This is a genomic window from Nocardia coffeae (assembly GCF_019890715.1).
Taxonomy (GTDB): Bacteria; Actinomycetota; Actinomycetes; order Mycobacteriales; family Mycobacteriaceae; genus Nocardia; species Nocardia jiangxiensis.
Map to the genome: position 1 here is coordinate 1 of NZ_JAINZY010000032.1, position 20,591 is coordinate 20,591.

Below are 20,591 nucleotides of genomic sequence, written 5' to 3' on the forward strand. Positions count from 1 at the left end.
GCCGCGGCCGTGAGCTGCGGTTGGCGCGGGCACCGGCTCAATCTGATCGATACGCCAGGGCACGTGGACTTCTCCGATGAGGTCGAGCGATCGCTGCGGGTGCTGGACGGCGCCGTCGCGATCTTCGACGCGGTCGCGGGTGTCGAGCCGCAGAGCGAATCGGTGTGGCGGCGAGCCGATCGCTACGGCGTGCCGCGAATCGCCTTCGTGAACAAGATGGACCGTGCTGGAGCCGATCTCGACGCTGCCGTGGATTCCATTCGCCGCAGGTTGCATCCGATTCCGGTCGTGGTGCAGCTGCCGATCGGCCGGGAGGACGGATTCACCGGTGTCGTGGATCTGGTGCGGATGCGGTCGCTGGTGTGGGCGGACGATGCCGGCCTGTTCGTGCAGGAGCCGATTCCGGAACACCTGGTCGCCGAGGCGGAGCGTCGACGCGCCGAGCTGGACGAGCTTGTGGCCGAACGACATCCGGCTGCCCTGGAGGAGTACGTCGTGCGGTCCGAATTATCGGCGAACACCCTGGTCGAGGCGTTGCGGGAGCTGACTCGTAGCGGCGAGGTCGTGGTGGTGCTCTGCGGGGCGGCCTACCGCAACCGCGGGGTCGAGCCACTGCTCGATGCGGTGGTGGACTACCTGCCCGCACCGCTGGATCGTCCGCCGGTGTGCGATGTCGGTGACCCGGCGCGACGGCGCTTCGCGGATCCGGCGGAGCCCTTCGCGGCGTTGGTGTTCAAGGTCCAGGCGACGCCCACGGGCCGCCTGACCTACCTGCGGGTGTATTCGGGAACGCTCGGTAAGGGCGACGTGGTGCTGGATGCCACTGCCCGGCGGACCGAGTGCATCGGCCGGATCCTGCGGGTGCAGGCCGATCGGAGAACGGAGGTGATGCGGGCATCGGCCGGTGACATCGTCGCGGTCGTCGGGGTGAAATCGGCGCGGGCAGGCGCGACGCTGTGCGCTCTCGAAGCACCCGTGTTGCTCGAACCGCCGATCGTGGCCGAACCTGTCGTTTCGGTGGCGGTGGAGGCGTCGAGCAGTGCCGCGGCCGAGCGGCTCTCGACGGCACTGGCGCAACTGGTGGAGGAGGATCCTTCTCTGGTCGTCCGTACCGATCGCGAGACCGGTCAGGTCCTGCTGTCGGGTATGGGTGAGCTGCATCTGGAGGTGGCGGTGGAGAAGATCCGCCGGGAGCGCGGGATCGCCGTCGCGGTGGGCAGACCACAGGTCGCCTATCGGGAGACCGTGGTGCGCGGGGTGTCGGGGCTGCTGTACCGGCACGTGAAACAGGACGGTGGTGCAGGGCAGTTCGCGCACGTCGTGCTGGATGTGGCGCCGCTGGGCGATTGTGGCACAACCGGTTTCGAATTCTCCTCGACGGTGCCGGGCGGCCACGTACCACGCGAATACGTTCGCGCGGTCGAGGCCGGATGTCGCGATGCGCTCGCCGCGGGCCCGCTCGGCGGTCATCCCGTGACGGGTCTGCGGGTCACCCTCATCGACGGTGCGACGCATGTGAAGGACTCCTCGGAGGCCGCGTTCCGTACCGCGGGCAGGCTCGCACTGCGGGAGGCACTGCGCATGAGCGCGGTGCGCCTGTTGGAGCCGGTCGTGGAGGTCACGGTCACCACGCCCGACGACACTCTCGGCGCGGTGCTCGGAGATCTCTCGGCCCGCCGCGGACGTATCGGTGGCTCGACGACGACCGGCGCTACCGCAGTCGTCACCGCCGAGGTCCCACTGGCCGAAATATTCGGCTACGCAACCCGTTTGCGCAGTCGAACGCAGGGGCGAGGGACCTTCACCACTCGCCCCGTCGGTTACGCCCCGACCGCGTGACGCTCGCGGCCTTGCCCGAGGTGGCCCGAACGCTGCCTCGGGCAAGGCCCGCCGACTGGCTCGACAACCGTTCATCGAACTCCCCTCCCCGGCTGTGTCGCGCTGCCTTCACACACAGCGTGGGTGTTCCGCCCGCTATGCGCTGGCGGATTCCACACTGCCGCACAGTGCTTCGCGATCGAGTCCGGGCAACGATGATGTTCGGGTCGTTCAACCGTGGTGTGCGCGGCGCCGATCAGATCACGGGCCGGATCGATGCCGCCCATCACCTCGACGGCACCGCGATCGTAATATCGCCACGTCGTGCACGCGCTGCCGGTCGGCAACGTGGGGAACTTGATCGGTGAGTGTGATGCTGGGCCGCGCTCACGGGGCCGCGGCTATGCCGGGCGGGTTGCCTGGTAGTAGACGATGTGGCCCATGCGGGGGTGGGATTCGGAACTGATGAGGGTGTGGTCGAAGCCGGCGGTTTCCAGGAGGTGCGGGAGGGCGAGGTTGGCCTCGACGTGGCCGTTGCGGAGCAGCCGGCGGCCCAGGAAGGTGTTCGCCCGGGTGATGTCGCCGCCGACGTCCACCAGGTGGAGGCGGCCGCCGGGGCGCAGGACGCGGCGGGCCTCCGTGAGGGCCGCGGCCTTGATGTCGGTGGGGAGGTGGTGCAGCATCAGGGCCGACAGGACCCGGTCGAATTCGCCGTCGGGATGGGGCAGGTTCTGGGCGTAACCGCGCTCGAAGCGTAGTCCGCTCAGTCCCTTCGCCTTTCGTTCGGCACGGGCCAGTGCCTTGGGGTCCGGATCCGAGCCGATCACCTCGGCGGCCGGTTGAGCTCGTATCGCCTTGATGACGAGATTGCCGGTACCGCAGCCGATTTCGATGACGCGATGTCCGGGTCGGAGTTCGGCTTGCGCGACGAGGCGGTCGTGGAGTGCGGGCGTGCCCAGTGCCCGGGAGAGCAGGTCGAAGGCGGGGAGCAGGATGTCGTGCCCGGCCGCCGGGAGGTAGTCGTGTGACTGGAGAACCGAATGTGGACGATTTTCGCTCATGAGGTCCATGGTGGGCGCGTATCAGACCTGGAAGTGGGGTGATAGTCGGCAGGAATTGGACTATCTTCGGTTCATGAGCGAGCCGACGCGGGTGGTACGCCATCAGGGTGGCGTGCCGGTCTACGACTATCGGAGCGATCCGGTGACGCCGCCCGTTTCGACCATGCGAGCCCCGGCCTCCGCACCCACCCGACGTCGGCATATCCACGATTTCCCGGCGCTGTGGTACGTCCCGGGGACCGGTTCGGTGCATGTGGTCGCGGCGGGGCAGGTGGTCGACGGTGCGATGATCGACTCCGTCCGCTCGGGTGTGGGCGTGTTCTTCGATCCGGCCGCGCTGGGCGAGGATGCGCGGGCGTCGTGGCCGGTGTGGCGGTCGCATCCGCTGCTCTATCCGTTCCTGCACGCGCAGCGGGACGGGCTGTTGGAGCTCACCGTGCCTGCCGCGCGACGTCCGATGTGGGACAGCACGATCGAGGCCATCGAGACCGAGTTGTCGGAGCAGCAGGACGGTTATCGGCTGGCGGCCTGTACTCATCTGACGCTGTTGCTCATCGATCTCGCGCGGTTGGCCGCCGAGGCGGTGGGCGATGTGCGGCGCAGTGGTGAGCCGCTGCTGACCGAGGTGTTCGAGGTGATCGACGAACGTTATGCCGAGCAGTTGTCGCTGCGTGATGTGGCGCAGGCGGTCGGCATGACGCCCGGGTACCTGACCACGGTGGTGCGTCGGCGTACCGGCCGCACGGTGCAGGACTGGATCCTGCAGCGCCGGATGGACCAGGCTCGTCGGCTGCTGTCGGGAACCGACCTCCCGATCGCCGAAATCGCCCGTCGCACCGGAGTTCCCGATCCGGGATATTTCAGCCGTCAGTTCCGCCGCACCTTCGGCGTATCACCCCGAACCTGGCGCGCGGCCCCGCCCACCTGAACACTGAAGCGATCAGTCGGACGACTGTGGGCGGTATCGGCACGCACCGATACCGCCCACAGCAGGACTGCCGACTACAACCAGGTGTCGAGAGTGGTTGTGGTGAGGAAGTGTTCGAGGTCGGCGCGCCAGGGAGCCGGGGTGGTCTTCTCCGGTTCGATGGCGGTGTACTGACCTCGGTAGAACAGCAGCGGCCTGTCGGAGTCGGTGGACTCCGACAGGGCCTGTACTCGGCCGATCACGACGTAGTGATCGCCGCCGTCGAGCACGTTGTCCACTGTGCACTGGATCGTGGCCAACGCGCCGTCCAGAGCCGGAAGGTCCAGATCCGTCGTGTGCCAATCGATTCCGGCGAACTTGTCGGGTTCGCGGGAGCCGAAGCGGGCACAGACGGGCTGCTGTTCCTCGGCGAGCATGTTGACGCAGAAGCTGCCGTTGCGCTCGATCGCCTTCCAGGAGCGGGACTCCTTGGTGGGGCAGAACAGCACCAGCGGCGGTTCCAGCGACAGCGCGGCGAAGGACTGACACGCGAACCCGATCGGTGCGGCATCCTCACCGAAGGTGGTGATCACGGTGATGCCGGTGCAGAACTGCCCCAGCACATTCCGAAACTGGCGCGGGTCGATGACGGGTTGCTCACTCGTGGTCATGGTGCGCGGCCCTCTACTTGAATCCCACCGAGAAGTCGTGACCCCACAGGCTCACCGCGGTGGACTCCCGGGCGATCCAGGAGTGATCGTCGACTTCCAGTCCCTCGCAACCGTATTCGATGTCGAATCCGCCGGGGGTCTTCATGTAGAACGACAGCATCTTGTCGTTGATGTGCCGACCGAGCGTGGCGGACATCTTGACCTTCTTGCGCATCGCGCGATCCAGGCACAGCCCGACGTCGTCGGAGTTCTCCACCTCGACCATCAGATGCACGATGCCGGTCGGATTAGGCAGCGGCAGGAACGCCAGCGCGTGGTGGCGCGGGTTGCAGCCGTAGAACCGCAGCCAGGCCGGATCGCCGTCGGCGGGACGCCCGACCATCTGCGGGGGCAGCCGCATCGAGTCGCGCAGCCGGAAGCCCAGCACGTCCTGGTAGAACGCCTGTGCCGCAGCATCATCGGTGCAGGTCAGCACGACGTGGCCGAGGCCCTGTTCGGCGGTGACGAACTTGTGCCCGTACGGGCTGACGAACCGGCGGGCCAGGTACTGCGCACCGTAGAACGCCTCGAGCGTGTTGTCGCCCGGGTCCTGGAAGCGGATCATGCCCTCGACGCGGCGGTCGGCGAGTTCTTCCTTGGTGGCCTCGGTGAACGGGACTCCCGCCTTGGACAGCGTCTCCCGAAGGCGTTGCAGCGCAGGGGCGTCGGTGACCTCCCAGCCGGAGACCTGTAGCCGGTCCTGCTCGCCGGGCACGATGACCAGGCGGGCGGGGAAGTCGTCCATGCGTAGATAGAGGGCGTCGGGGTTGGAGCCCTCGCCCTCCATCATGCCGAGCACCTTGAGCCCGTACTCGCGCCAGGCCGCCATGTCGGTGGCCTCGATGCGCATGTATCCGAGGGCGCGAATACTCATTGTCACCTCTCCTTGAGGCCGAGCAGGAAGTCGGTTGTCAGACGGTTGAATTCGTTGAACTTCTCCGCCTGAGCCCAGTGACCGCAGCCACCGAACACATGCAGTTGTACCCGCGGGATCGACTTGACCGCCACCAGAGCGCCGTCGAGCGGGTTGACCCGGTCCTCGCGGCCCCAGATCAGCAGCACCGGCTGACGCAGCTTGTAGGCGTCGCGCCAGAGCATGCCCTTCTCGTAATCGGCCGAGGCGAAGGATTTACCCATCGCGCGCATGGCGGCCAGGGACTCCGGGGTGCGGGCGAGTTCGAACCGCTCGTCGATCAGTTCCGGGGTGACCAGCTTCTGGTCGAAAACCATGATCCGGATGAACTTCTCGATGTTCTCCCGGGTCGGCTCGCCGACGAAGGTGCTCAGCGCCTTCACGCCCTCGGTCGGATCGGGTCCGAACAGGTTCGTGCTCACTCCGCCCGGACCCATCAGCACGAGTTTGCCCGCGCGGTCGGGGTAGTCGAGCGCGAAACGCACCGCCGCGCCGCCGCCGAGCGAGTTGCCCAGGACGTGCACTCGGTCGGTGATCTCGAGGGTGTCGAGCAGATCCTTCAGCGCCGAGGCGCTGTGCACGAAGTACTGCGGATGCTCGGTCGGCTTGTCGGACAGGCCGAATCCGGGCTGATCCACGGCCAGTACATGAAAGTCCTTGGCCAACACCGGAATATTGCGCGCGAAGTTGGCCCAGGACGACGCGCCCGGACCGCCGCCGTGCAGCAGCACGATCGTGGGGCCGTTGCCCACGCCCGCCTCGTGATAGTGCAGCTTCAGATCCGGCCGCACCTGGGCGTATCGGGAGGTGGACTCGAAGGTGATCTCCGAAACCGTCGTCATCACACCATCCCGTCGGTGACCGGCATGCCGAACGCGTGCGTGCCGTACATCGTGTAGGCGCGCTCGGGATCGTTGGCGGCGTGCACGCGCCCGGCGTGTGCGTCACGCCAGAAGCGCTGCAGCGGAGTGCCGTTCGCCAACGCGGTGGCGCCGGAGCTCTCGAACATCTTGTCGATCGAGGCGATCGCCCGGCCGGTGGCGCGGACCTGGTCGCGCCGGGCGGCCACGCGCAGATCGAACGGGATCTCCTCGCCCGCGACCAGCAGCTTGTACTCGTCGGCGACGTTGCCCGAGAGCTGACGCCACGCGGCATCGATATCGCTGGCGGCCTCGGCGATGCGGACCTTGGCGAACGGGTCGTCCTTGGCCTTCTCACCGGCGTAGGCGGCGCGCAGGCGCTTGCCCTGGTGCTCGACGTGCGCTTCGAGCGCGCCGTAGGCCATGCCGACGATCGGGGTGGAGATGGTGGTGGGATGGATTGTGCCCCAAGGCATCTTGTAGACCGGGTCGGTGTTCTCCCGCAGGCCGGGCGCGGTCAGGTCGTTCATGGCCTTGTAGCTCAGGAACCGGTGCCGCGGCACGAAGACGTTCTCCAGCACCAGGGTGTTGGAGCCGGTTCCCTTGAGGCCCACCACGTTCCACACGTCGTCGATGCGGTAGTCGGTGCGCGGCACCAGGAAGCTGCCGAAGTCGACCGGCTTGCCGTCCTTGATCACCGGGCCGCCGACAAAGGTCCAGCTGGCGTGGTCGCTGCCCGAGGACCAGGCCCAGGAGCCGTTGACGATGTAGCCGTCGCCGCTCTCGGTGACCACGCCCGCGCCCATCGGGGCGTAGGAGGAGGAGATGCGCACCGACGTGTCCTCGCCCCAGACCTCTTGCTGGGTCTGCTGACTGAACAGCGCCAGATGCCAGTTGTGCACGCCGATGATGCCCGACACCCAGCCGGTGGAGCCGCAGGCGCTGGCGATCTTGCGCACGGTGTCGTAGAAGATGACCGGATCGCACGCGTAGCCGCCCCACTGGCGCGGCTGCAGCAGCTTGAAGAAACCGGTTTCCTGTAGCGCCTTCATGGTCTCGTCGGGGATGCGGCGCAGATCCTCTGCCTCCTGCGCCTGTTCGCGCAGCTTCGGCAACAGCGCTTCGACCCGTTCGGTCACTTCTTGCGTCATCTCGGTGGCTGCTCCTGGCTCGGTCGGTGCGGGGATCCTTCGTCCTGGGGCTGATGTGTCCCCGGGACTGATACTTACTCTGAGACTAGAACACGTTCTTGTTCATGTCGAGAACGGGTGTTCGCCGAGGGTGACAGGTAGCCCGTGCCTGGTAGTCGGGGGAATAACTGGCGCAGGGCCGGACAATTTTGTAACGTGTTCTAGTAATCGTAGAGGAGGGATCGCAATGGCAGGAACCCCACCGCGGGGCGGTAAGGTCCGCGAGATCGATGTCGGCACCGCGCCCACCCGGTATGCGCGGGGATGGCATTGCCTCGGCCTGGCCGCACCGTTCCGGGACGGCAAGCCGCACGCCATCTCGGTGTTCGGCACCAAACTGGTGATTTTCGCCGACAGCAACGGCGAGCTTCAGGTGCTGGACTCGTACTGCCGGCATATGGGCGGCGACCTGAGCATGGGCGAGATCAAGGGCGATTCGGTCGCCTGCCCGTTCCACGACTGGCGCTGGGGCGGTAACGGCCGCTGCACGGGAATTCCGTACGGCCGCCGGGTGCCTCCGCTGGCCCGGACCCGTTCGTGGACCACGCTCGAGCGCAACGGACAGCTGTTCGTCTGGCACGACCACGAGGGCAACCCGCCGCCGGAGGATGTCACCATCCCGCACATCGAGGGCCCCTACACCGACGCCGACGGCAACGCGACCGAGACCCTCGACGACGGCTGGACCGAGTGGACCTGGCACTCGATGCTGATCGAGGGCGCCAACTGCCGCGAGATCATCGACAACGTGGTCGACATGGCGCACTTCTTCTACATCCACTTCGCCTATCCGACGTTCTTCAAGAACGTCTTCGAAGGGCATGTGGCCTCCCAGTTCCTGGAGACCAAGTCGCGTCCGGACGTGGGTATGGGCTCGCAGTACGGTGATTCGCTGCTCAAGTCGGTGGCCGCGTACTACGGACCCTCCTACATGATCAATCCGCTGAACAATTTCTACGGCGGGTTCGAGGTCAAGAGCGTCCTGATCAACTGCCACTATCCGGTGTCGCAGGATTCGTTCGTGCTGCAGTACGGCATCACGGTGCAGAAGCCCCAGGGCCTGGACGACGAGTCCTCCAGGAAGCTGGCCGCGAAGATGACCGAGGGCATCGGCGTCGGCTTCCTGCAGGACGTGGAGATCTGGAAGCACAAGTCCAAGATCGAGAATCCGCTGCTGTGCGAGGAGGACGGGCCGGTCTATCAGCTGCGTCGCTGGTACGACCAGTTCTACGTCGACGTCGCCGAGGTCGATCCCAAGAGCACCCAGCGCTTCGAATTCGAGGTCGACACGACCAAGGCGAACGAGGCGTGGGAGGCGGAGGTCGCCGAGAACCTGCGCCGCAAGCGGGAATCCGACGAGGCGGCCGCCGCGGAGGCGGGAGTCTGATGACCACCTGGGCGAAAGCACCGGACTTCGCGGATCGTCCGGAGCGGCGGGCGCAGGTGCGCGCCCAGACGGTCGTGGACAAGCAGCGCTATCTCGAAGACGGGATGACTCCGCTCTCCTGTCTGACCTGTGGGACGAAAGTCCTTGTGCGCAAGTCCAGTTCGCAGCAGACCTCGGTGCAGTGGACGGTGGATCCGGCCCAGCACTGCCCGGTGTTCCAGCAACTGGCCGGCGGGCCGGGCCGTCCCGAGGGGTGCCCGAACCTGCAACGTGCGATCGAGCACGCCGTGCACGAGGGGATCATCCCCGTCGAGGAGTAGCGGCAGATCCGTTGCGCCGGAACGCACCCCGCCCGAATTTTCGGGCGGGGTGCGTTTTGTCATGATCGGCCGTGATCGTCGATCGCGGAACGATGAATTTGCCTCGCATCCCTGGTGTATCCTCGCTGCTGTTCTTCACCAGATATGCGCTCGGGTTGAAATTCTTCTTCCATGCGAAAGGTGATCTGTGGGAACAGGCAAACATCGCGCTGTGCGTCAGCGTCGATACAAGATGCCATCGTCCGCCGTTCTGACTGCCGTTCCATTTGCGCTCATTCTGGCAAATGCCGGGACCGTGAACGCCCAGCCTGTCAAGAGCAGCGCGGTATCGCGGGCCGATCAGGAACAAGGCGACCAATCCGGCCCTGACCAGCCGGAGCAATGGCCTTCGGCGGTGGCACCGAATGTGCATCCGTACCGGGGAGCGCATATTCCGGATGACACGTTGAGTTCGTTGCAGTGGGCGCGGCCGGTTCCGGACGAAGAGTATTTGGCTCCCCTGGGGCCGTTCACCGCGCCGGCTCAGGTCGCGCCGGTGCCACCGATCGCACCTCCGCCGGGCAAAATGCGTTTCGGTGACCTGCAAGTCGATTCACCGGCATGGCTCGGTCGGGAGCAGGCGATTCAGCTCAATGACGGTGCCGCCGAAACCGAAGCCGGACTCGCAACCTTTCTCGATTCGATTGGAATGGAACGCAGTCGATCCGACCGCGTCGCGGGAGAAACCGTCGCAGGCGCCGTGACCGGTGCGACGGCGGGCGCGGTGGCGGCGAGTCCCTTCGGCGTGATCGGCGGGGTCGCGGGCGGAGCACTCGGCGCTGTCATCGGCATTCCATTCGCGCCGATCGGCCTCGCCGCGATTCCCATCGGCGCCGCATACGGCGCCGCGCTCATGGAAGTTCCGATTGCCGCAATCGGGGCCGGTGTGGGCGCAACCCTCGGCGCGGCGGACGCGATGAGCGCACCACCACGGGCGCTTCACGACTGACGCGGTGAACCTCGACCCTCCGGGGTGGGTGGGGACCTACCGGGTGTTTCGGATACGTCGACGAGCATCATCGCGTCCACCCCGGCACGCCTCAGTCGAGGCGGAAGTCGGCGAAGTCGAATCCGGGGGCGACGATGCAGCTGACCAGGACGTATTCGTCGGTCGCGGGTTTGGCGGACTGGCTCACGCCGCCGGGGACGACGGCCTGGAGCAGTTGTCCGCCTTCGACATCCGGGCCGAGGGTGATCTCGTCGCCGCCGATGTTCAGCAGCAGTGGGCCGCCGCGCTGCCACAGCCAGATCTCGTCGGAGCGGACCGTATGCGGTGCGGAGTGCTCGTGCGGCAGCAGCAGGAAGTGGATCGCGGTCGCGGAAGAGCGGGGGGCGTCGTAGCCTTCGGGCTCGAATTCCACCGGGCTGCGGTAGGTTTCGCGGAACCAGCCGCCCTCGGGATGCGGTTGCAGGTCGAGTGCGCGGGCGAGTTCGGGACGGTCGGTCACGGTGTGTGCCTCCTGGGCTTGCGGATGCGGTCCATCGAGACGATCGTGCTGGGTCGCGCGGGCGAACGCGAATCGGCCGCGGACTTATCGGTCGGTGTCGTGCGGTCGGCTGTAGGCCAGGGCGACGTGCGTGAACAGGTCGACGCGCTGGGCGTGGGCGGTGGCGCTGTCGGGTTCGAGCAGGCATTGGGTAGCAGTGCCGTCGTGGACGGCCACCAGCGCGCGGCCCAGGGCGTCGGGATCGGTCACCGTGCGGCCCGCGCGGTCCAGCAGCGCGCCCAGCACCGGCAGCAGGGCGGCGACGATCGCCTCCTCGCGTGCGGCCATCACCCGGCGCAGCGCGGGATTGCGCAGGGCGTGCGCGGTGAATTCATAGGTGATGCGAAACCATTTGTCCTCCAAGGGGATCGCATCCAGGACCCGTTCGACGCCGGCATGCAGATCGTCCACGTTCGCGACCTCGTCGAGGACCGCGGACAAATCGCGCAGCATATTCGCCGACCGCTGCTCCCACATCGCCAGAAACAATTCCTCGAGCGAGGTGAAATTCGAGTAGAACGCCCCGCGGGTATATCCGGCTCGCTCGCAGATCTGCTCGACGGTGCAACGCCCGAAACCCTCCTGCGCGAAGGCCTCGAAAGCGGCGTCCAGCAGCCGCTGGCGAGTTTCGGCCCGCCGCTTGGTGACCCGGGGCGTACGCGGTGCCGCCGCGCCGGTCTCGTCGGCCTGCACGGACATCGTCACCTCCCGCTCAATGGATACACGACCGTATCAAACTTCGGGTCCGCGCTGGTTGCTCGGCTGATGCCGGTGGATGGGCCCGCGATGGGACCGGTCGGCGGTTAGGGTGTCCGGTATGAGCTGGCGGCGACGTGGCGGCTCGGTCGGGGTGCTGACCGGCGCGGGAATCTCGACCGATTCCGGAATTCCGGATTTCCGCGGACCGCGCGGGGTGTGGACCGAGGATCCGATCGCGGAATTGCTCTCCACCTACGACAACTACATGGCCGATCCCGAACTGCGACAACGTGCCTGGATCGCGCGGCGGGACAATCCGGCCTGGCAGGCGCGACCCAATGCGGCGCATCGCGCGCTGGTCCGGTTGGCGCAGGCGCGCACGGTCAACATCGTCACCCAGAACATCGATCGGCTGCATCAGCGCGCCGGATCGCCGCCGGAATCGGTGGTGGAGATCCACGGCAACATGTTCGAGGTCGAATGCACCGTCTGCGATTTCCGCACGACGATGTCCGCGACATTGGAACGGGTGGCCGCCGGTGAGCCGGATCCGCCCTGCCCCGAATGCGGCGGCATCCTCAAGGCCGCGGTCATCATGTTCGGCCAGCAATTGAATCTGCGCAGTATGCTCACCGCCCAGCTGGTCGCCGAAACCTCGGACATCTTCCTGGCCGTGGGCACATCGCTGCAGGTCGAACCGGCCGCCTCGCTGTGCGGCATCGCCACGGAGCACGGTGCGGACCTCGTCATCGTCAACGCCGAGCCCACTCCCTACGACTCGATGGCCACCGAGGTCGTCCGCGATCCCATCGGGACCGCGCTGCCGGACCTGGTCGCCGAGCTGCTGGCCCGACCCGACTCGTAGGCGGGCCGGGCTTCGACGACCACGGCTACCTGCGCGCTGACCAGGGGAGACCTGTTGGCCGTGTCGGCGCGCAGGGCGGGTTTCAGGAGAAGGGCGAGTTCGGACGGGGTTGGAGTTCCTCGTCGAGATAGATGTCGACCTTCTCGTTGTAGAAGCAGACCAGTCCGGTCACCTTCTGGCTTTCGGGCAGCGGGGTTCGGTAGATCCAGACGAGATCTTCGTGAGTGGCGCCGTTGATGTCGAGGTTGAAATAGCCCGCGGTGCCTTTGTAGGGGCAGTGTGTCTGCGTGTCCGACGGCGTGAACAGGTCCTGGCGGGTGTCCGGGAGGGGGAGGTAGTAGCGCGGCGGGAGGCCGGTCTCGAACAGGATGTGCGGAGAGTGCGAATCGGCGACGGTGACGCCGTCCACCACGACCCGCACGTGCCGGGAACTGCTCAGGATGTCCACGCGGGTGTAGGGGTTGCGCGGGTGGACGTAGATGGGTTCGTCCTCCTCGAACCATTCGTCCATCGCACTCCACTCGAGGCGCACCAGATCACGCAGCTCCGGAATCGGTGAATCCGGATAACGCAGGGCCGCAGCGGATTTGGTGATGCCATCGACGACGACGTCGTGGATCAGGCCGTCGCCCCGACTGGGCGAGTGCTTGGTCTCGCCGGTCGGCTTCAACTCGGCGTGCACGTCGTCCAGCGGCACGTAGTAGGCGGGGTAGTACGGAATCTCCCAGACCAGGGTGGGATGGATGGTGTCGGCGACGAGCCGACCGGCAGCGTAGGCGCGCACACGTTTGTGTCCGGGTTCGGTTCCGACCCGGCCCCGATTCCTGTCGCTCATACCCGCCCAAGGTACTCCCGGACGGTGACATCGCGGTGTCGCCGCGAGCGGGGTCAGTCGGTGACCAGGAAGTCGCGGGCCGCGGTCAGGATCTGTTCGGACAGGTCGTCGCCCGCGGCGGCTCGGGCGAGCATCACCGCGCCCGCCATGACCGAGATTTCGATCAGGATGTCCCGGTTGTCTTCGGAGGCAGTCGGATTCAGGCGACCGAGATCGTCGATCATCTGCCGCATGCCCTCGAGGTATGCCGCGCGCAGGGGGCTGTCGGGGTCGGTACGGGCGACGTCGCCGGCCAGAGCGGCGATGCCGCAGCCCTGGGCGGGGGTGTCGCGGTGAGCGGTGGACAGGTAGCGCTCGAGGAAGGTGCGTCGTGCGGCGCGTTCGTCGGGCCCGGCTTCGAGCAGATCCGCACGCTCGCGTTCCTTCTCCGCGCAGGCGGCCGAACAGGCTTGTGCCACAAGGTCTTCCTTGGATCGGAAGTGCCGGTAGAAGCCGCCGTGGGTGAGTCCGGCCGCGGCCATCACCTCCGGCACCGTGACGCCGTCGACCCCGTCGCGGCGCACCAGTGCCGAGGCCGCGTCCAGGACCTCTCGGCGGTGTGTCTCGGCCTGCGCTCGCGATGACCGCGGCATGGCGTCCCCTTTCCGTGTGCTGTGTGTCGCCTCACCAGTCTTGCGCATCAGAATAGATGATGACAATAATCTAAAGCGTAGCGGGTACGGGCTCACCGCACCCGAACCACATCGGAAGGACACCGCATGACCAGGATCGAAGGGGCGACCGCGCTGGTGACCGGCGGTCAGCGCGGTCTGGGCCGCGCATTCGCCGAGGAACTGCTGGACCGTGGCGCGCGGAAGGTCTACGTCACCGCACGTCGTCCGGTCGAGGCCGAGGATCCCCGCATCGTGCCGCTCGCGCTCGAGGTCACCGATCAGGATTCCGTCGCGGCCGTGGCAGCGCGAGCGAGCGAGGTGAGCATCGTGATCAACAACGCCGGTATGCTGCGCCCGGCTCCGCTGCTGACGGCCGAGATCGCCGATGTCGCAGCGACTTTCGATACCAACGTGTTCGGCCCGCTGCGCATCGCGCAGGCGTTCGCGCCGATTCTGGCGGCCAACGGCGGCGGCGCGCTGGTGGACATCCACTCGGTGCTGTCCTGGGGATCGGGCGCGGCGGCCTACGGCGCGTCCAAGGCGGCGTTCTGGTCGCTGACCAATTCGCTGCGCACCGAACTGGCCGCGCAGCACACCCAAGTGGTCGGGGTGCATCTGGGATTCGCCGATACCGACATGGTCAAGACGTTGCAGGCCGAGAAGATCAGTCCCCGCCACGTTGCCCAGGCCGTTGCGGACGGTCTGGAGAAGGGCGAGAACGAGGTGCTGGTCGACGATCTGACCAGGCGCGTCAAAGCCGCGCTGTCCGGTCCCGTGGAAAATCTCGCATTGCCGATCGGCGGCTGAGCACTACCCATTCGCAATCCGCACAGTAAGGATTCACCCATGCCGCTGTGGCAGATCTATCATCCGGTCGGGGTCTATTCCGACCGGGACAAGCAGGATTTCGCCGCCGATATCACCAAGCATTACGCCGGTGTCGGTCTTCCGGAATTCTACGTTGTCGTGCATTTCCACGAACTGGCCGAGGCCGATTTTCTGGTCGGTGGCAAACCGTCGGCGAACACCGTGCGCATCGTCGTCTCGCATCTGGCCCGACGAATCGACGACGCGCCGCGACGCAGGCGCATGACCGAATTCGTCAACGCAATCACCTTGCCCTACACCGGTGATCGCGGCCTGCATTGCGAATTCCACATCGAGGAGAGCGCGCGGGACCTGTGGATGATCGACGGGTTGTGGCCACCCGAGGCGGGCAGCGATGCGGAGAAGGCGTGGGCTGCAGCGAATTCGCCGGTACCGGCCGATACGTAATCCCACCCCTGGGAAACGAAAACGGCCGCCGCGACATCTCGGAAGGAGATGCCGCGGCGGCCGCGTCTGTGGCTACCGGGTCAGTTGCCCTGGAGCAGGCGGAAGAAGGTGGAGTTGATCTGGCCGCTGTTGGGGCTGCCGACTGCGCCGCCGATGGCCGCGCCGAGCGCGCAGCCGGGCAGGACGAAGAACCAGAAGCCCAGCAGGCAGCCGATGATCGCGCCGACCGCGCCGCCGTGCTGCACGCCCCAGACCCACTCGTTGATGAGCTGGTTTCCGGTGTCGGTGAAGCCGATCTGCTTCAGGGTCATCGAACGGCCGTTGTTGCTGATGTCGGCCGCGACCGGAATGCTCTTGCCGTGCACCGTCATCGGGATCGACTCGGTGGTCTTACCCGCGGTGTTGACGATGTCGATCGTGTGGGCGGCCGCATTGGAGATGAAACGACCCGCGGGCAGCGTCGCGGTGATCGTGTGCGCGGACGTGTCGTTCGTCGCGGAGACCACCTGGGTCTCGACGTTCTGCGGCTGCTTGGCGACCGGGGCCGCACCCGAGGTGCTGGAACCGATCATCACCGCGCCCGCGGTGAGGACGGCGAGGGCCATGCTGCGGCCGAGGGTCTGGATCGAAACTGACACGAGGATTCCTTACATCACTAAAGATTGTCGGGTCATGGCGAAAGGACGCCCCGAGAAAAAACTTAGGCCCCGTTCGACATTGCGCCCACACTATGTGGAAACCGGCCGCATGTAAATTGGTGGTGACACAATGTCCGGATCCACGGACGCGCCAATCGACGTTCTCGTCCAGTGGTTGTCGCAAATGTGCCATGAATTCGCTGTGGGCCGCTCCGAGATGGAGCGGCCCACGGATTCGCGCCTCACGAATGGATCGGGATCAGTCCTCCCCGGCGCTGATCGCCTGTGCCTCCTCGATGCTGTGCGGCTCGGGCTCGTGATCGTCCACGTGCGCCAGGTACGACCGTCCGGCCAGCAGCACGATCACACCGACCGCGGTGCACGCCGCGCCGACCCAGAACGGCAGGGCCATGTGCTGTTCGCCGAGCTTGCCGGCCAGGTAGGGAGCCGCCGCGCCGCCGACGAACCGGACGAAGCTGTACGCGGCCGAGGCGGTCGAACGCTCCACCGGTGCGGAGATCATCACGGCCTCGGTGATCAGGGTGTTGTTGACGCCCAGGAACAGTCCGGCCAGGACGGTGCCGACGATCAGCACGATCTTCTGGTCCGCGAAGATCGCCATCACCGCGAGGTCGGCGGCGAACAGGGCCAGCGCCAGCGCGATCATCGGGACGGTGCCGAACCGGCGCTGCAGTTTCGGAGCCAGGAACACCGAGGCCAGCGCGAGCATCAGACCCCAGCCGAAGAAGATGAACCCGATCGAATAGGTGCCCATGTTCAGCGGGAACGGGGTGTAGGCCAGCAGGGTGAAGAAGCCGTAGTTGTACAGCAGCGCGGTGATGCTCACCAGCAGCAGGCCGCGGTGCCGTAATGCCTTGAACGGCGCGGTGATCGAGGTGTGGTGCGTCGGTTTCGGAGCCTGCGGAAGTAGCACGACGATGGCGATGAAGGCCACGGCCATCAGCACCGAAACACCGAAGAACGGTGCGCGCCAGCTGATTCCGCCCAGGACGCCGCCGACCAGCGGTCCGGCCGCGATGCCGATGCCCAGTGCGGCCTCGTAGAGGATGATCGCGCGGGCGACGCCGCCGGTGGCCGCGCCCACGATGGTGGCCAGCGCGGTCGCGATGAACAGCGCGTTACCCAGGCCCCATCCGGCGCGGAAGCCCACGATCTGGCCGACGGTGCCGGAACTTCCGGCCAGCGCGGCGAATACGACGATGATCGCCAGACCGGCCAGCAGCGTCTTCTTCGCGCCGAAGCGGCTCGACACCACACCGGTGATCAGCATGGCCACGCCGGTTACCAGCATGTAGCTGGTGAACAGCAACGTGACCTGAGAAGTGGATGCGTGCAGTTGTTCGCCGATCGGTTTCAAGATCGGATCCACCAGGCCGATCCCCATGAAGGCGATGACCGAGGCGAAGGCGACGGCCCACACGGATTTGGGCTGTTTCGCGCGATTCGGGCGGGTGGTGTTCGGTGCGTCGGCGATGTTGGCGCGCGGAGACACAGTGATGCTCATCAGAGACGCTCCTGGGTGATCTGCTTGTTACGCGGCCGATTTCAGGGCCTCGAGCAACTCGTCCAGCTCGCTGCGCAGATGCGCGAGCCGGGCGGTGTCGAAGTCGGGCAATCGTGTCGTGAGGGCGGTGCCGATCGCGCGGCGGGACACGGCCAATCGGTCGCGTCCCGCCGGCGTCAGCGCGACGACCACGGCTCTGGAGTCGCCGGGATCTGCTGTGCGGCTGACCAATCCGGCTGTCGCCATCCTGCCGATCAGCGCCGTTGCTGTCGGCTGCGAGCAGCCGTCGATCCGAGCGAACTCGCTGACCCGCAGCGGACCCCGCTCGTCCAGGACCGACATCGCACGCAACATCGCGTTCGGGAGGTCGTCCTCGCGGAGTGTGCGGGCCAGCCGGGTCAGCTGCGCCGCGGCCGAGACGATGTCGACCACGTGCTTGTTCCCCTCGGTGAGGGGTTCGGATTCGGCTGCCTGGTTCAACTGCACAGTTATTAACTTACATAGGCTAACTAACTATGTACATAGGTTGGCTATGTAAATGGCTGTGAGATCCCCCACCGACGAGCTCGCATCGCGACGGTTGGTTCGTGTCCAGGGGGCGATACGTCTCCGGCAGGGCGCTGGGAACGACTGCGGTGCCCGATGGTCCACCGATGTGGAGCCGGTTAGGCCAGGTCGGCTTCCGTTTACGGGCCCTGCGGCGTTCCGGCGCCGCGCTTGGGCGGGGTGAGCGTTCCCGTACGGCAGGATCGACAAACGTTGTTTGAACATGGGAAGCCCGGGAATTGCGAGTTCACTGCATCCAACAACGTTGGGATATCCCATGATTGCACTCGTCGGTTTGATCGTATTGATTGCTGCCGTGGTCGCCGGAGTCGCGGCAGTCACCGGAAATATCGGTCAAAGTCATCTTCTGGCAACGGATTTCACCATCTTCAACCAGCACTACACGGGCTCGGCGGGTGCGGTGTTCGCCGCGGGCATCGTCGTGGGCGCGGTCGGCGCGGTCGGGCTGGCGCTCCTGCTGGCGGGGTCTTTGACGACGACCCGCCGCCACTGGGCGACTCGCCGCGAGCTGCGCCGGTCTCGGCGTGAGGTCACCGCCACTCGGCGGGATCTCGATCGTGCCACGCCCGGGAAGTCCGGAACCGGGACCTCGCGCCGGGCCCAGCCGCAACCCTGACGCGCAGGACCCGGGTGTGCCGCAATGAGAGGCGGCCTTCACCCAGCTGCCGGCAAAGGCGACAGCTTCCGTCAACCGAGCGCGGGGTGCACCCACAGCTGTGGGTACACCCCTCGCTCGTGTCCGGGCCGAGGCTAGGCGGGGCGGGCCAGGGGGCGCGCAGGCTGGCCGAAGAGCTGGGCGTCGCCGTGGGCGCGCTTGAAGAACAGGTGCGCGTCGTGCTCCCAGGTGATCGCGATGCCGCCGTGCATCTGGACGGTCTCGCCGACGATCGCGGAGAAGGTGTGCGAGCAGTGGATGCGGGCGGCGGCGATGTCCAGGGGGTCGGCGGCGCCCCGGGCGAGGTCCGCGATGACCGCGTAGGCGGCCGAGCGGGCCGATTCCACCAGGACGTACATATCGGCCATCCGGTGTTTGAGGGCCTGGAAGCTGCCGATCGGCCGGCCGAACTGGACCCGGGACTTGCTGTACTCGACCGTCATCTGCAGGCAGGCGTCGGCCGCACCGATCTGTTCGGCAGCGATTGCGGCCCAGGCGATTTCGCGCAGCTGGGTGATCGCGGCCGAGTCGCCGCCGAGCGCGCGCGCCGGGGCTTCGGTGAAGGTGATCTCGGTCAGGCGGCGGGTCGGATCCATCACCGGCGCGGTGGTGCGGGTGAGTTCCGGTGCGGCCGCGTCGATTTCGTACATGCCGTCGGCGGTGACCACGATCAGGGTGTCGGCCGTGTCGCCGTCCAGAACGTAATGCGCTGTGCCGTTGAGCTTTCCGTCGGCGACCCGAACACCGGGCTCGTCCCAGCCGGACGCGCTCGCCCAGCAGACCGCGAGCGTGCGGCCGCCCTCGGCGACGTCGGGCAGCAGCCGTTCACACGCCTCGGTATCGCCCGCCAGCAGCAGCGCCTGCACACCCAGCACCGCGGAGCCGAGCATCGGCGGCGTGTGCAGCGTGCGGCCGAGTTCCTCGACCACCGTGAGCGCCTCGACGAGTCCGGCGCCGATCCCGCCGTACTCCTCCGGAACGGCCAGTGCGGCCACCCCGACCTGCTCGCACAGCAGCGTCCACAGCGCCGGGTCGTATCCGGCCTCGCCGTCGATCGCCCGGCGCAGCGCGGCGCGATCGCCGTGCTTGGCGAGCACCGCGCGCACGGTGCCGGCCAGTTCCTGCAGTTCGGCCGTGCTGCTCACGGTGTTCCTCCTGATTTCTGGGCGTCGATGCTCATGCGGCGTCCGGATCACGCAGCGCCGCGGCCACTCGCGAACGATGGAAGTCGGTTGTGCCCCAGGCTGATTGCAGGGCGGTGACCTTGGTGAGCCACAGCGACAGGTCGCATTCGGCGGTGTAGCCGATGGCGCCGTGGACCTGCAGGGCGATGCGCGCGGTGCGGTAGGCGGCCTCGGCGCAGGCGATCTTGGCGGCCGAGATGTCGCGCGACGTGGACGTCAGGGCGGCGTTGAACAGCAGGGGCTGGGCCATCTCGAGGCCGATCAAGGCGTTGGCCAGGTGGTGTTTGATCGCCTGGTACTGGCCGATCGGCTTACCGAACTGGTGCCGCTGCTTGACGTAGGCGACGCTGGTGTCCAGCAGCGCCCGGCCCGCACCCAGCAGCACCGCTGCGGTCGCCAGGGCGCCCGCGTCGAATGCCGCCGTGGCGGCCTCGCGCACCGAATCACCCTCGGCCACCAGCTCATCCGGCGAAACGGGGAACAACCGGCGCGCGCGGTCCACGGACCGGATGCTCGCCGTGCGATGCGCGGTGTACAGCCGATCGCCATCGACCAGCAGAATCACCTCGGCGGTGTCGGCGTCCACCGCGGGCTGGTCGGGGGACAAGGCCACAGTGCCCAGGGCCGCGCCTTCGGCGAACGAGCCCAGCCAGCGCCCGGCGAGCTCGTTGTCCGGAAGTGCTTGCAGCAGTGCGGGAATCGCGGCAGCGGTCTCCACCAGCGGACCGGGCACGGCGGCCCTGCCGAATTCGGTGAAGGCGACCACCGAGTCGATCGTCTCCGCGCCCATGCCGTCGTGCGCCTCGTCGATCGCCAGGCCCAGGGCGCCCGCACCGGCGAGCTGGCGGATCAGTCCGCGCCCGCCGTGGTGGTCGCCCTCGCCCCAGGCGCGGATGATGCCGGGCGTCCCGGCCGCATCGCTCATCTTGCGCAGGCTGTCGGCGAAGTCCCGCTGTTCGGGGGAAAGTGCAAATCTCATCGATCGGTCCAATCCGGGTCGGGC

Annotated in this window: 23 protein-coding genes; 9 read left to right on the top strand and 14 right to left on the bottom strand. The window is 67.0% G+C overall.

All coding sequences use genetic code 11. The features are described from left to right. On the top strand, positions 1-1,839 hold a 1,839-nt coding region (fusA, locus tag K7711_RS46245; protein ID WP_222979410.1), incomplete at its 5' end, for an elongation factor G. A 380-nt stretch (positions 1,840-2,219) separates the two neighbouring features. Here fusA and K7711_RS46250 read toward each other — a convergent pair. Next, positions 2,220-2,879, bottom strand: a complete 660-nt coding sequence (locus tag K7711_RS46250; RefSeq protein WP_222979412.1) for a class I SAM-dependent methyltransferase — start codon at positions 2,877-2,879, stop codon at positions 2,220-2,222. 73 nt (positions 2,880-2,952) lie between these two features. Between K7711_RS46250 and K7711_RS46255 the strand changes: the two genes are divergently transcribed. Further along, positions 2,953-3,807 carry a helix-turn-helix transcriptional regulator gene (locus tag K7711_RS46255; RefSeq protein WP_222979413.1) on the top strand — a complete coding sequence of 285 codons (855 nt, stop codon included), beginning with the start codon at positions 2,953-2,955 and terminating at the stop codon, positions 3,805-3,807. Between the two features lie 74 nt (positions 3,808-3,881). Here the strand turns inward: K7711_RS46255 and hsaB are convergent, their stop codons facing one another. From hsaB to hsaA, 4 genes are read right to left on the bottom strand one after another with little or no spacing between them, the layout of a single operon-like run. Then, positions 3,882-4,457 (bottom strand): 3-hydroxy-9,10-secoandrosta-1,3,5(10)-triene-9,17-dione monooxygenase reductase subunit, encoded by a 576-nt coding sequence (gene hsaB, locus K7711_RS46260; protein ID WP_040817892.1) that lies wholly within the window; start codon positions 4,455-4,457, stop codon positions 3,882-3,884. A 13-nt stretch (positions 4,458-4,470) separates the two neighbouring features. Next, complete coding sequence (gene hsaC, locus K7711_RS46265) at positions 4,471-5,370, bottom strand: iron-dependent extradiol dioxygenase HsaC (protein WP_222979414.1); 900 nt, start codon at positions 5,368-5,370, stop codon at positions 4,471-4,473. A gap of 2 nt (positions 5,371-5,372) precedes the next feature. Continuing rightward, a complete protein-coding gene (hsaD, locus tag K7711_RS46270; protein WP_222979417.1) occupies positions 5,373-6,251 on the bottom strand; it encodes a 4,5:9,10-diseco-3-hydroxy-5,9,17-trioxoandrosta-1(10),2-diene-4-oate hydrolase in 879 nt (292 codons plus the stop codon). Continuing rightward, positions 6,251-7,420: a 3-hydroxy-9,10-secoandrosta-1,3,5(10)-triene-9,17-dione monooxygenase oxygenase subunit gene (hsaA, locus tag K7711_RS46275; RefSeq protein ID WP_222979419.1), complete on the bottom strand. Its 1,170-nt coding sequence runs from the start codon at positions 7,418-7,420 to the stop codon at positions 6,251-6,253. Before hsaA ends, hsaD begins: the two co-directional genes overlap by 1 nt. A gap of 226 nt (positions 7,421-7,646) precedes the next feature. On the opposite strand from hsaA, the gene K7711_RS46280 reads away from it, so the two are divergent. From K7711_RS46280 to K7711_RS46290, 3 genes are all read left to right on the top strand, one after another. Next, positions 7,647-8,846, top strand: a complete 1,200-nt coding sequence (locus tag K7711_RS46280) for a 3-ketosteroid-9-alpha-monooxygenase, oxygenase component (RefSeq protein ID WP_222979421.1) — start codon at positions 7,647-7,649, stop codon at positions 8,844-8,846. Then, on the top strand, positions 8,846-9,166 hold the full coding sequence (locus K7711_RS46285) for a hypothetical protein (RefSeq protein ID WP_222979423.1): 321 nt from the start codon (positions 8,846-8,848) through the stop codon (positions 9,164-9,166). The genes K7711_RS46280 and K7711_RS46285 overlap by 1 nt, the downstream gene beginning before the upstream one ends. Before the next feature lie 187 nt (positions 9,167-9,353). Beyond that, positions 9,354-10,154 carry a hypothetical protein gene (locus K7711_RS46290; RefSeq protein WP_308015250.1) on the top strand — a complete coding sequence of 267 codons (801 nt, stop codon included), beginning with the start codon at positions 9,354-9,356 and terminating at the stop codon, positions 10,152-10,154. Positions 10,155-10,245: 91 nt separating this feature from the next. Here K7711_RS46290 and K7711_RS46295 read toward each other — a convergent pair whose 3' ends face one another. Together K7711_RS46295 and K7711_RS46300 are read right to left on the bottom strand one after the other, a co-directional pair. Beyond that, positions 10,246-10,653, bottom strand: a complete 408-nt coding sequence (locus tag K7711_RS46295; RefSeq protein ID WP_222979425.1) for a cupin domain-containing protein — start codon at positions 10,651-10,653, stop codon at positions 10,246-10,248. A gap of 84 nt (positions 10,654-10,737) precedes the next feature. After that, positions 10,738-11,391 (bottom strand): TetR/AcrR family transcriptional regulator, encoded by a 654-nt coding sequence (locus K7711_RS46300; protein ID WP_222979427.1) that lies wholly within the window; start codon positions 11,389-11,391, stop codon positions 10,738-10,740. A 118-nt stretch (positions 11,392-11,509) separates the two neighbouring features. On the opposite strand from K7711_RS46300, the gene K7711_RS46305 reads away from it, so the two are divergent. Further along, positions 11,510-12,256 carry an SIR2 family NAD-dependent protein deacylase gene (locus K7711_RS46305; RefSeq protein ID WP_222979429.1) on the top strand — a complete coding sequence of 249 codons (747 nt, stop codon included), beginning with the start codon at positions 11,510-11,512 and terminating at the stop codon, positions 12,254-12,256. A gap of 82 nt (positions 12,257-12,338) precedes the next feature. On the opposite strand, the gene K7711_RS46310 is transcribed toward K7711_RS46305, so the two are convergent. Further along, the gene (locus K7711_RS46310) at positions 12,339-13,091 is read right to left on the bottom strand and encodes a DUF427 domain-containing protein (protein ID WP_222979431.1); all 753 of its coding nucleotides are present in this window, start codon (positions 13,089-13,091) and stop codon (positions 12,339-12,341) included. Between the two features lie 53 nt (positions 13,092-13,144). Then, positions 13,145-13,723, bottom strand: a complete 579-nt coding sequence (locus tag K7711_RS46315; RefSeq protein ID WP_222979435.1) for a TetR/AcrR family transcriptional regulator — start codon at positions 13,721-13,723, stop codon at positions 13,145-13,147. Positions 13,724-13,849: 126 nt separating this feature from the next. Here K7711_RS46315 and K7711_RS46320 point away from each other — a divergent pair, with 126 nt between their 5' ends. Beyond that, complete coding sequence (locus tag K7711_RS46320) at positions 13,850-14,551, top strand: SDR family oxidoreductase (RefSeq protein WP_222979436.1); 702 nt, start codon at positions 13,850-13,852, stop codon at positions 14,549-14,551. A gap of 39 nt (positions 14,552-14,590) precedes the next feature. Beyond that, on the top strand, positions 14,591-15,019 hold the full coding sequence (locus K7711_RS46325; protein ID WP_222979437.1) for a tautomerase family protein: 429 nt from the start codon (positions 14,591-14,593) through the stop codon (positions 15,017-15,019). Between the two features lie 80 nt (positions 15,020-15,099). On the opposite strand, the gene K7711_RS46330 is transcribed toward K7711_RS46325, so the two are convergent. The 3 genes from K7711_RS46330 to K7711_RS46340 all read right to left on the bottom strand — a co-directional run bounded on the left by K7711_RS46330 (position 15,100) and on the right by K7711_RS46340 (position 17,668). Next, the gene (locus K7711_RS46330) at positions 15,100-15,657 is read right to left on the bottom strand and encodes a DUF8020 domain-containing protein (protein WP_222979439.1); all 558 of its coding nucleotides are present in this window, start codon (positions 15,655-15,657) and stop codon (positions 15,100-15,102) included. Between the two features lie 259 nt (positions 15,658-15,916). After that, complete coding sequence (locus K7711_RS46335; protein ID WP_222979441.1) at positions 15,917-17,182, bottom strand: MFS transporter; 1,266 nt, start codon at positions 17,180-17,182, stop codon at positions 15,917-15,919. A gap of 27 nt (positions 17,183-17,209) precedes the next feature. Continuing rightward, positions 17,210-17,668 carry a MarR family winged helix-turn-helix transcriptional regulator gene (locus tag K7711_RS46340; RefSeq protein ID WP_308015251.1) on the bottom strand — a complete coding sequence of 153 codons (459 nt, stop codon included), beginning with the start codon at positions 17,666-17,668 and terminating at the stop codon, positions 17,210-17,212. Between the two features lie 337 nt (positions 17,669-18,005). On the opposite strand from K7711_RS46340, the gene K7711_RS46345 reads away from it, so the two are divergent. Beyond that, a complete protein-coding gene (locus K7711_RS46345) occupies positions 18,006-18,365 on the top strand; it encodes a hypothetical protein (RefSeq protein WP_222979443.1) in 360 nt (119 codons plus the stop codon). A 134-nt stretch (positions 18,366-18,499) separates the two neighbouring features. On the opposite strand, the gene K7711_RS46350 is transcribed toward K7711_RS46345, so the two are convergent. Both K7711_RS46350 and K7711_RS46355 read right to left on the bottom strand, forming a co-directional pair. Then, a complete protein-coding gene (locus tag K7711_RS46350; protein ID WP_222979445.1) occupies positions 18,500-19,549 on the bottom strand; it encodes an acyl-CoA dehydrogenase family protein in 1,050 nt (349 codons plus the stop codon). Positions 19,550-19,580: 31 nt separating this feature from the next. Further along, positions 19,581-20,567: an acyl-CoA dehydrogenase family protein gene (locus tag K7711_RS46355; protein ID WP_222979447.1), complete on the bottom strand. Its 987-nt coding sequence runs from the start codon at positions 20,565-20,567 to the stop codon at positions 19,581-19,583. Positions 20,568-20,591: the final 24 nt, after the last annotated feature.

Excerpts from the sequence above, each read along its gene's own strand:
- K7711_RS46345 (WP_222979443.1), top strand. The coding sequence starts at position 18,006 with ATGATTGCACTCGTCGGTTTGATCGTATTGATTGCTGCCGTGGTCGCC.
- hsaC (WP_222979414.1), bottom strand. The coding sequence starts at position 5,370 with ATGAGTATTCGCGCCCTCGGATACATGCGCATCGAGGCCACCGACATG.
- K7711_RS46255 (WP_222979413.1), top strand. The coding sequence starts at position 2,953 with ATGAGCGAGCCGACGCGGGTGGTACGCCATCAGGGTGGCGTGCCGGTC.
- K7711_RS46250 (WP_222979412.1), bottom strand. The coding sequence starts at position 2,879 with ATGAGCGAAAATCGTCCACATTCGGTTCTCCAGTCACACGACTACCTC.
- K7711_RS46310 (WP_222979431.1), bottom strand. The coding sequence starts at position 13,091 with ATGAGCGACAGGAATCGGGGCCGGGTCGGAACCGAACCCGGACACAAA.
- K7711_RS46355 (WP_222979447.1), bottom strand. The coding sequence starts at position 20,567 with ATGAGATTTGCACTTTCCCCCGAACAGCGGGACTTCGCCGACAGCCTG.
- K7711_RS46280 (WP_222979421.1), top strand. The coding sequence starts at position 7,647 with ATGGCAGGAACCCCACCGCGGGGCGGTAAGGTCCGCGAGATCGATGTC.
- hsaA (WP_222979419.1), bottom strand. The coding sequence starts at position 7,420 with ATGACGCAAGAAGTGACCGAACGGGTCGAAGCGCTGTTGCCGAAGCTG.
- K7711_RS46305 (WP_222979429.1), top strand. The coding sequence starts at position 11,510 with ATGAGCTGGCGGCGACGTGGCGGCTCGGTCGGGGTGCTGACCGGCGCG.
- K7711_RS46335 (WP_222979441.1), bottom strand. The coding sequence starts at position 17,182 with ATGAGCATCACTGTGTCTCCGCGCGCCAACATCGCCGACGCACCGAAC.
- hsaB (WP_040817892.1), bottom strand. The coding sequence starts at position 4,457 with ATGACCACGAGTGAGCAACCCGTCATCGACCCGCGCCAGTTTCGGAAT.
- hsaD (WP_222979417.1), bottom strand. The coding sequence starts at position 6,251 with ATGACGACGGTTTCGGAGATCACCTTCGAGTCCACCTCCCGATACGCC.
- K7711_RS46285 (WP_222979423.1), top strand. The coding sequence starts at position 8,846 with ATGACCACCTGGGCGAAAGCACCGGACTTCGCGGATCGTCCGGAGCGG.
- K7711_RS46325 (WP_222979437.1), top strand. The coding sequence starts at position 14,591 with ATGCCGCTGTGGCAGATCTATCATCCGGTCGGGGTCTATTCCGACCGG.
- K7711_RS46320 (WP_222979436.1), top strand. The coding sequence starts at position 13,850 with ATGACCAGGATCGAAGGGGCGACCGCGCTGGTGACCGGCGGTCAGCGC.
- K7711_RS46315 (WP_222979435.1), bottom strand. The coding sequence starts at position 13,723 with ATGCCGCGGTCATCGCGAGCGCAGGCCGAGACACACCGCCGAGAGGTC.
- K7711_RS46300 (WP_222979427.1), bottom strand. The coding sequence starts at position 11,391 with ATGTCCGTGCAGGCCGACGAGACCGGCGCGGCGGCACCGCGTACGCCC.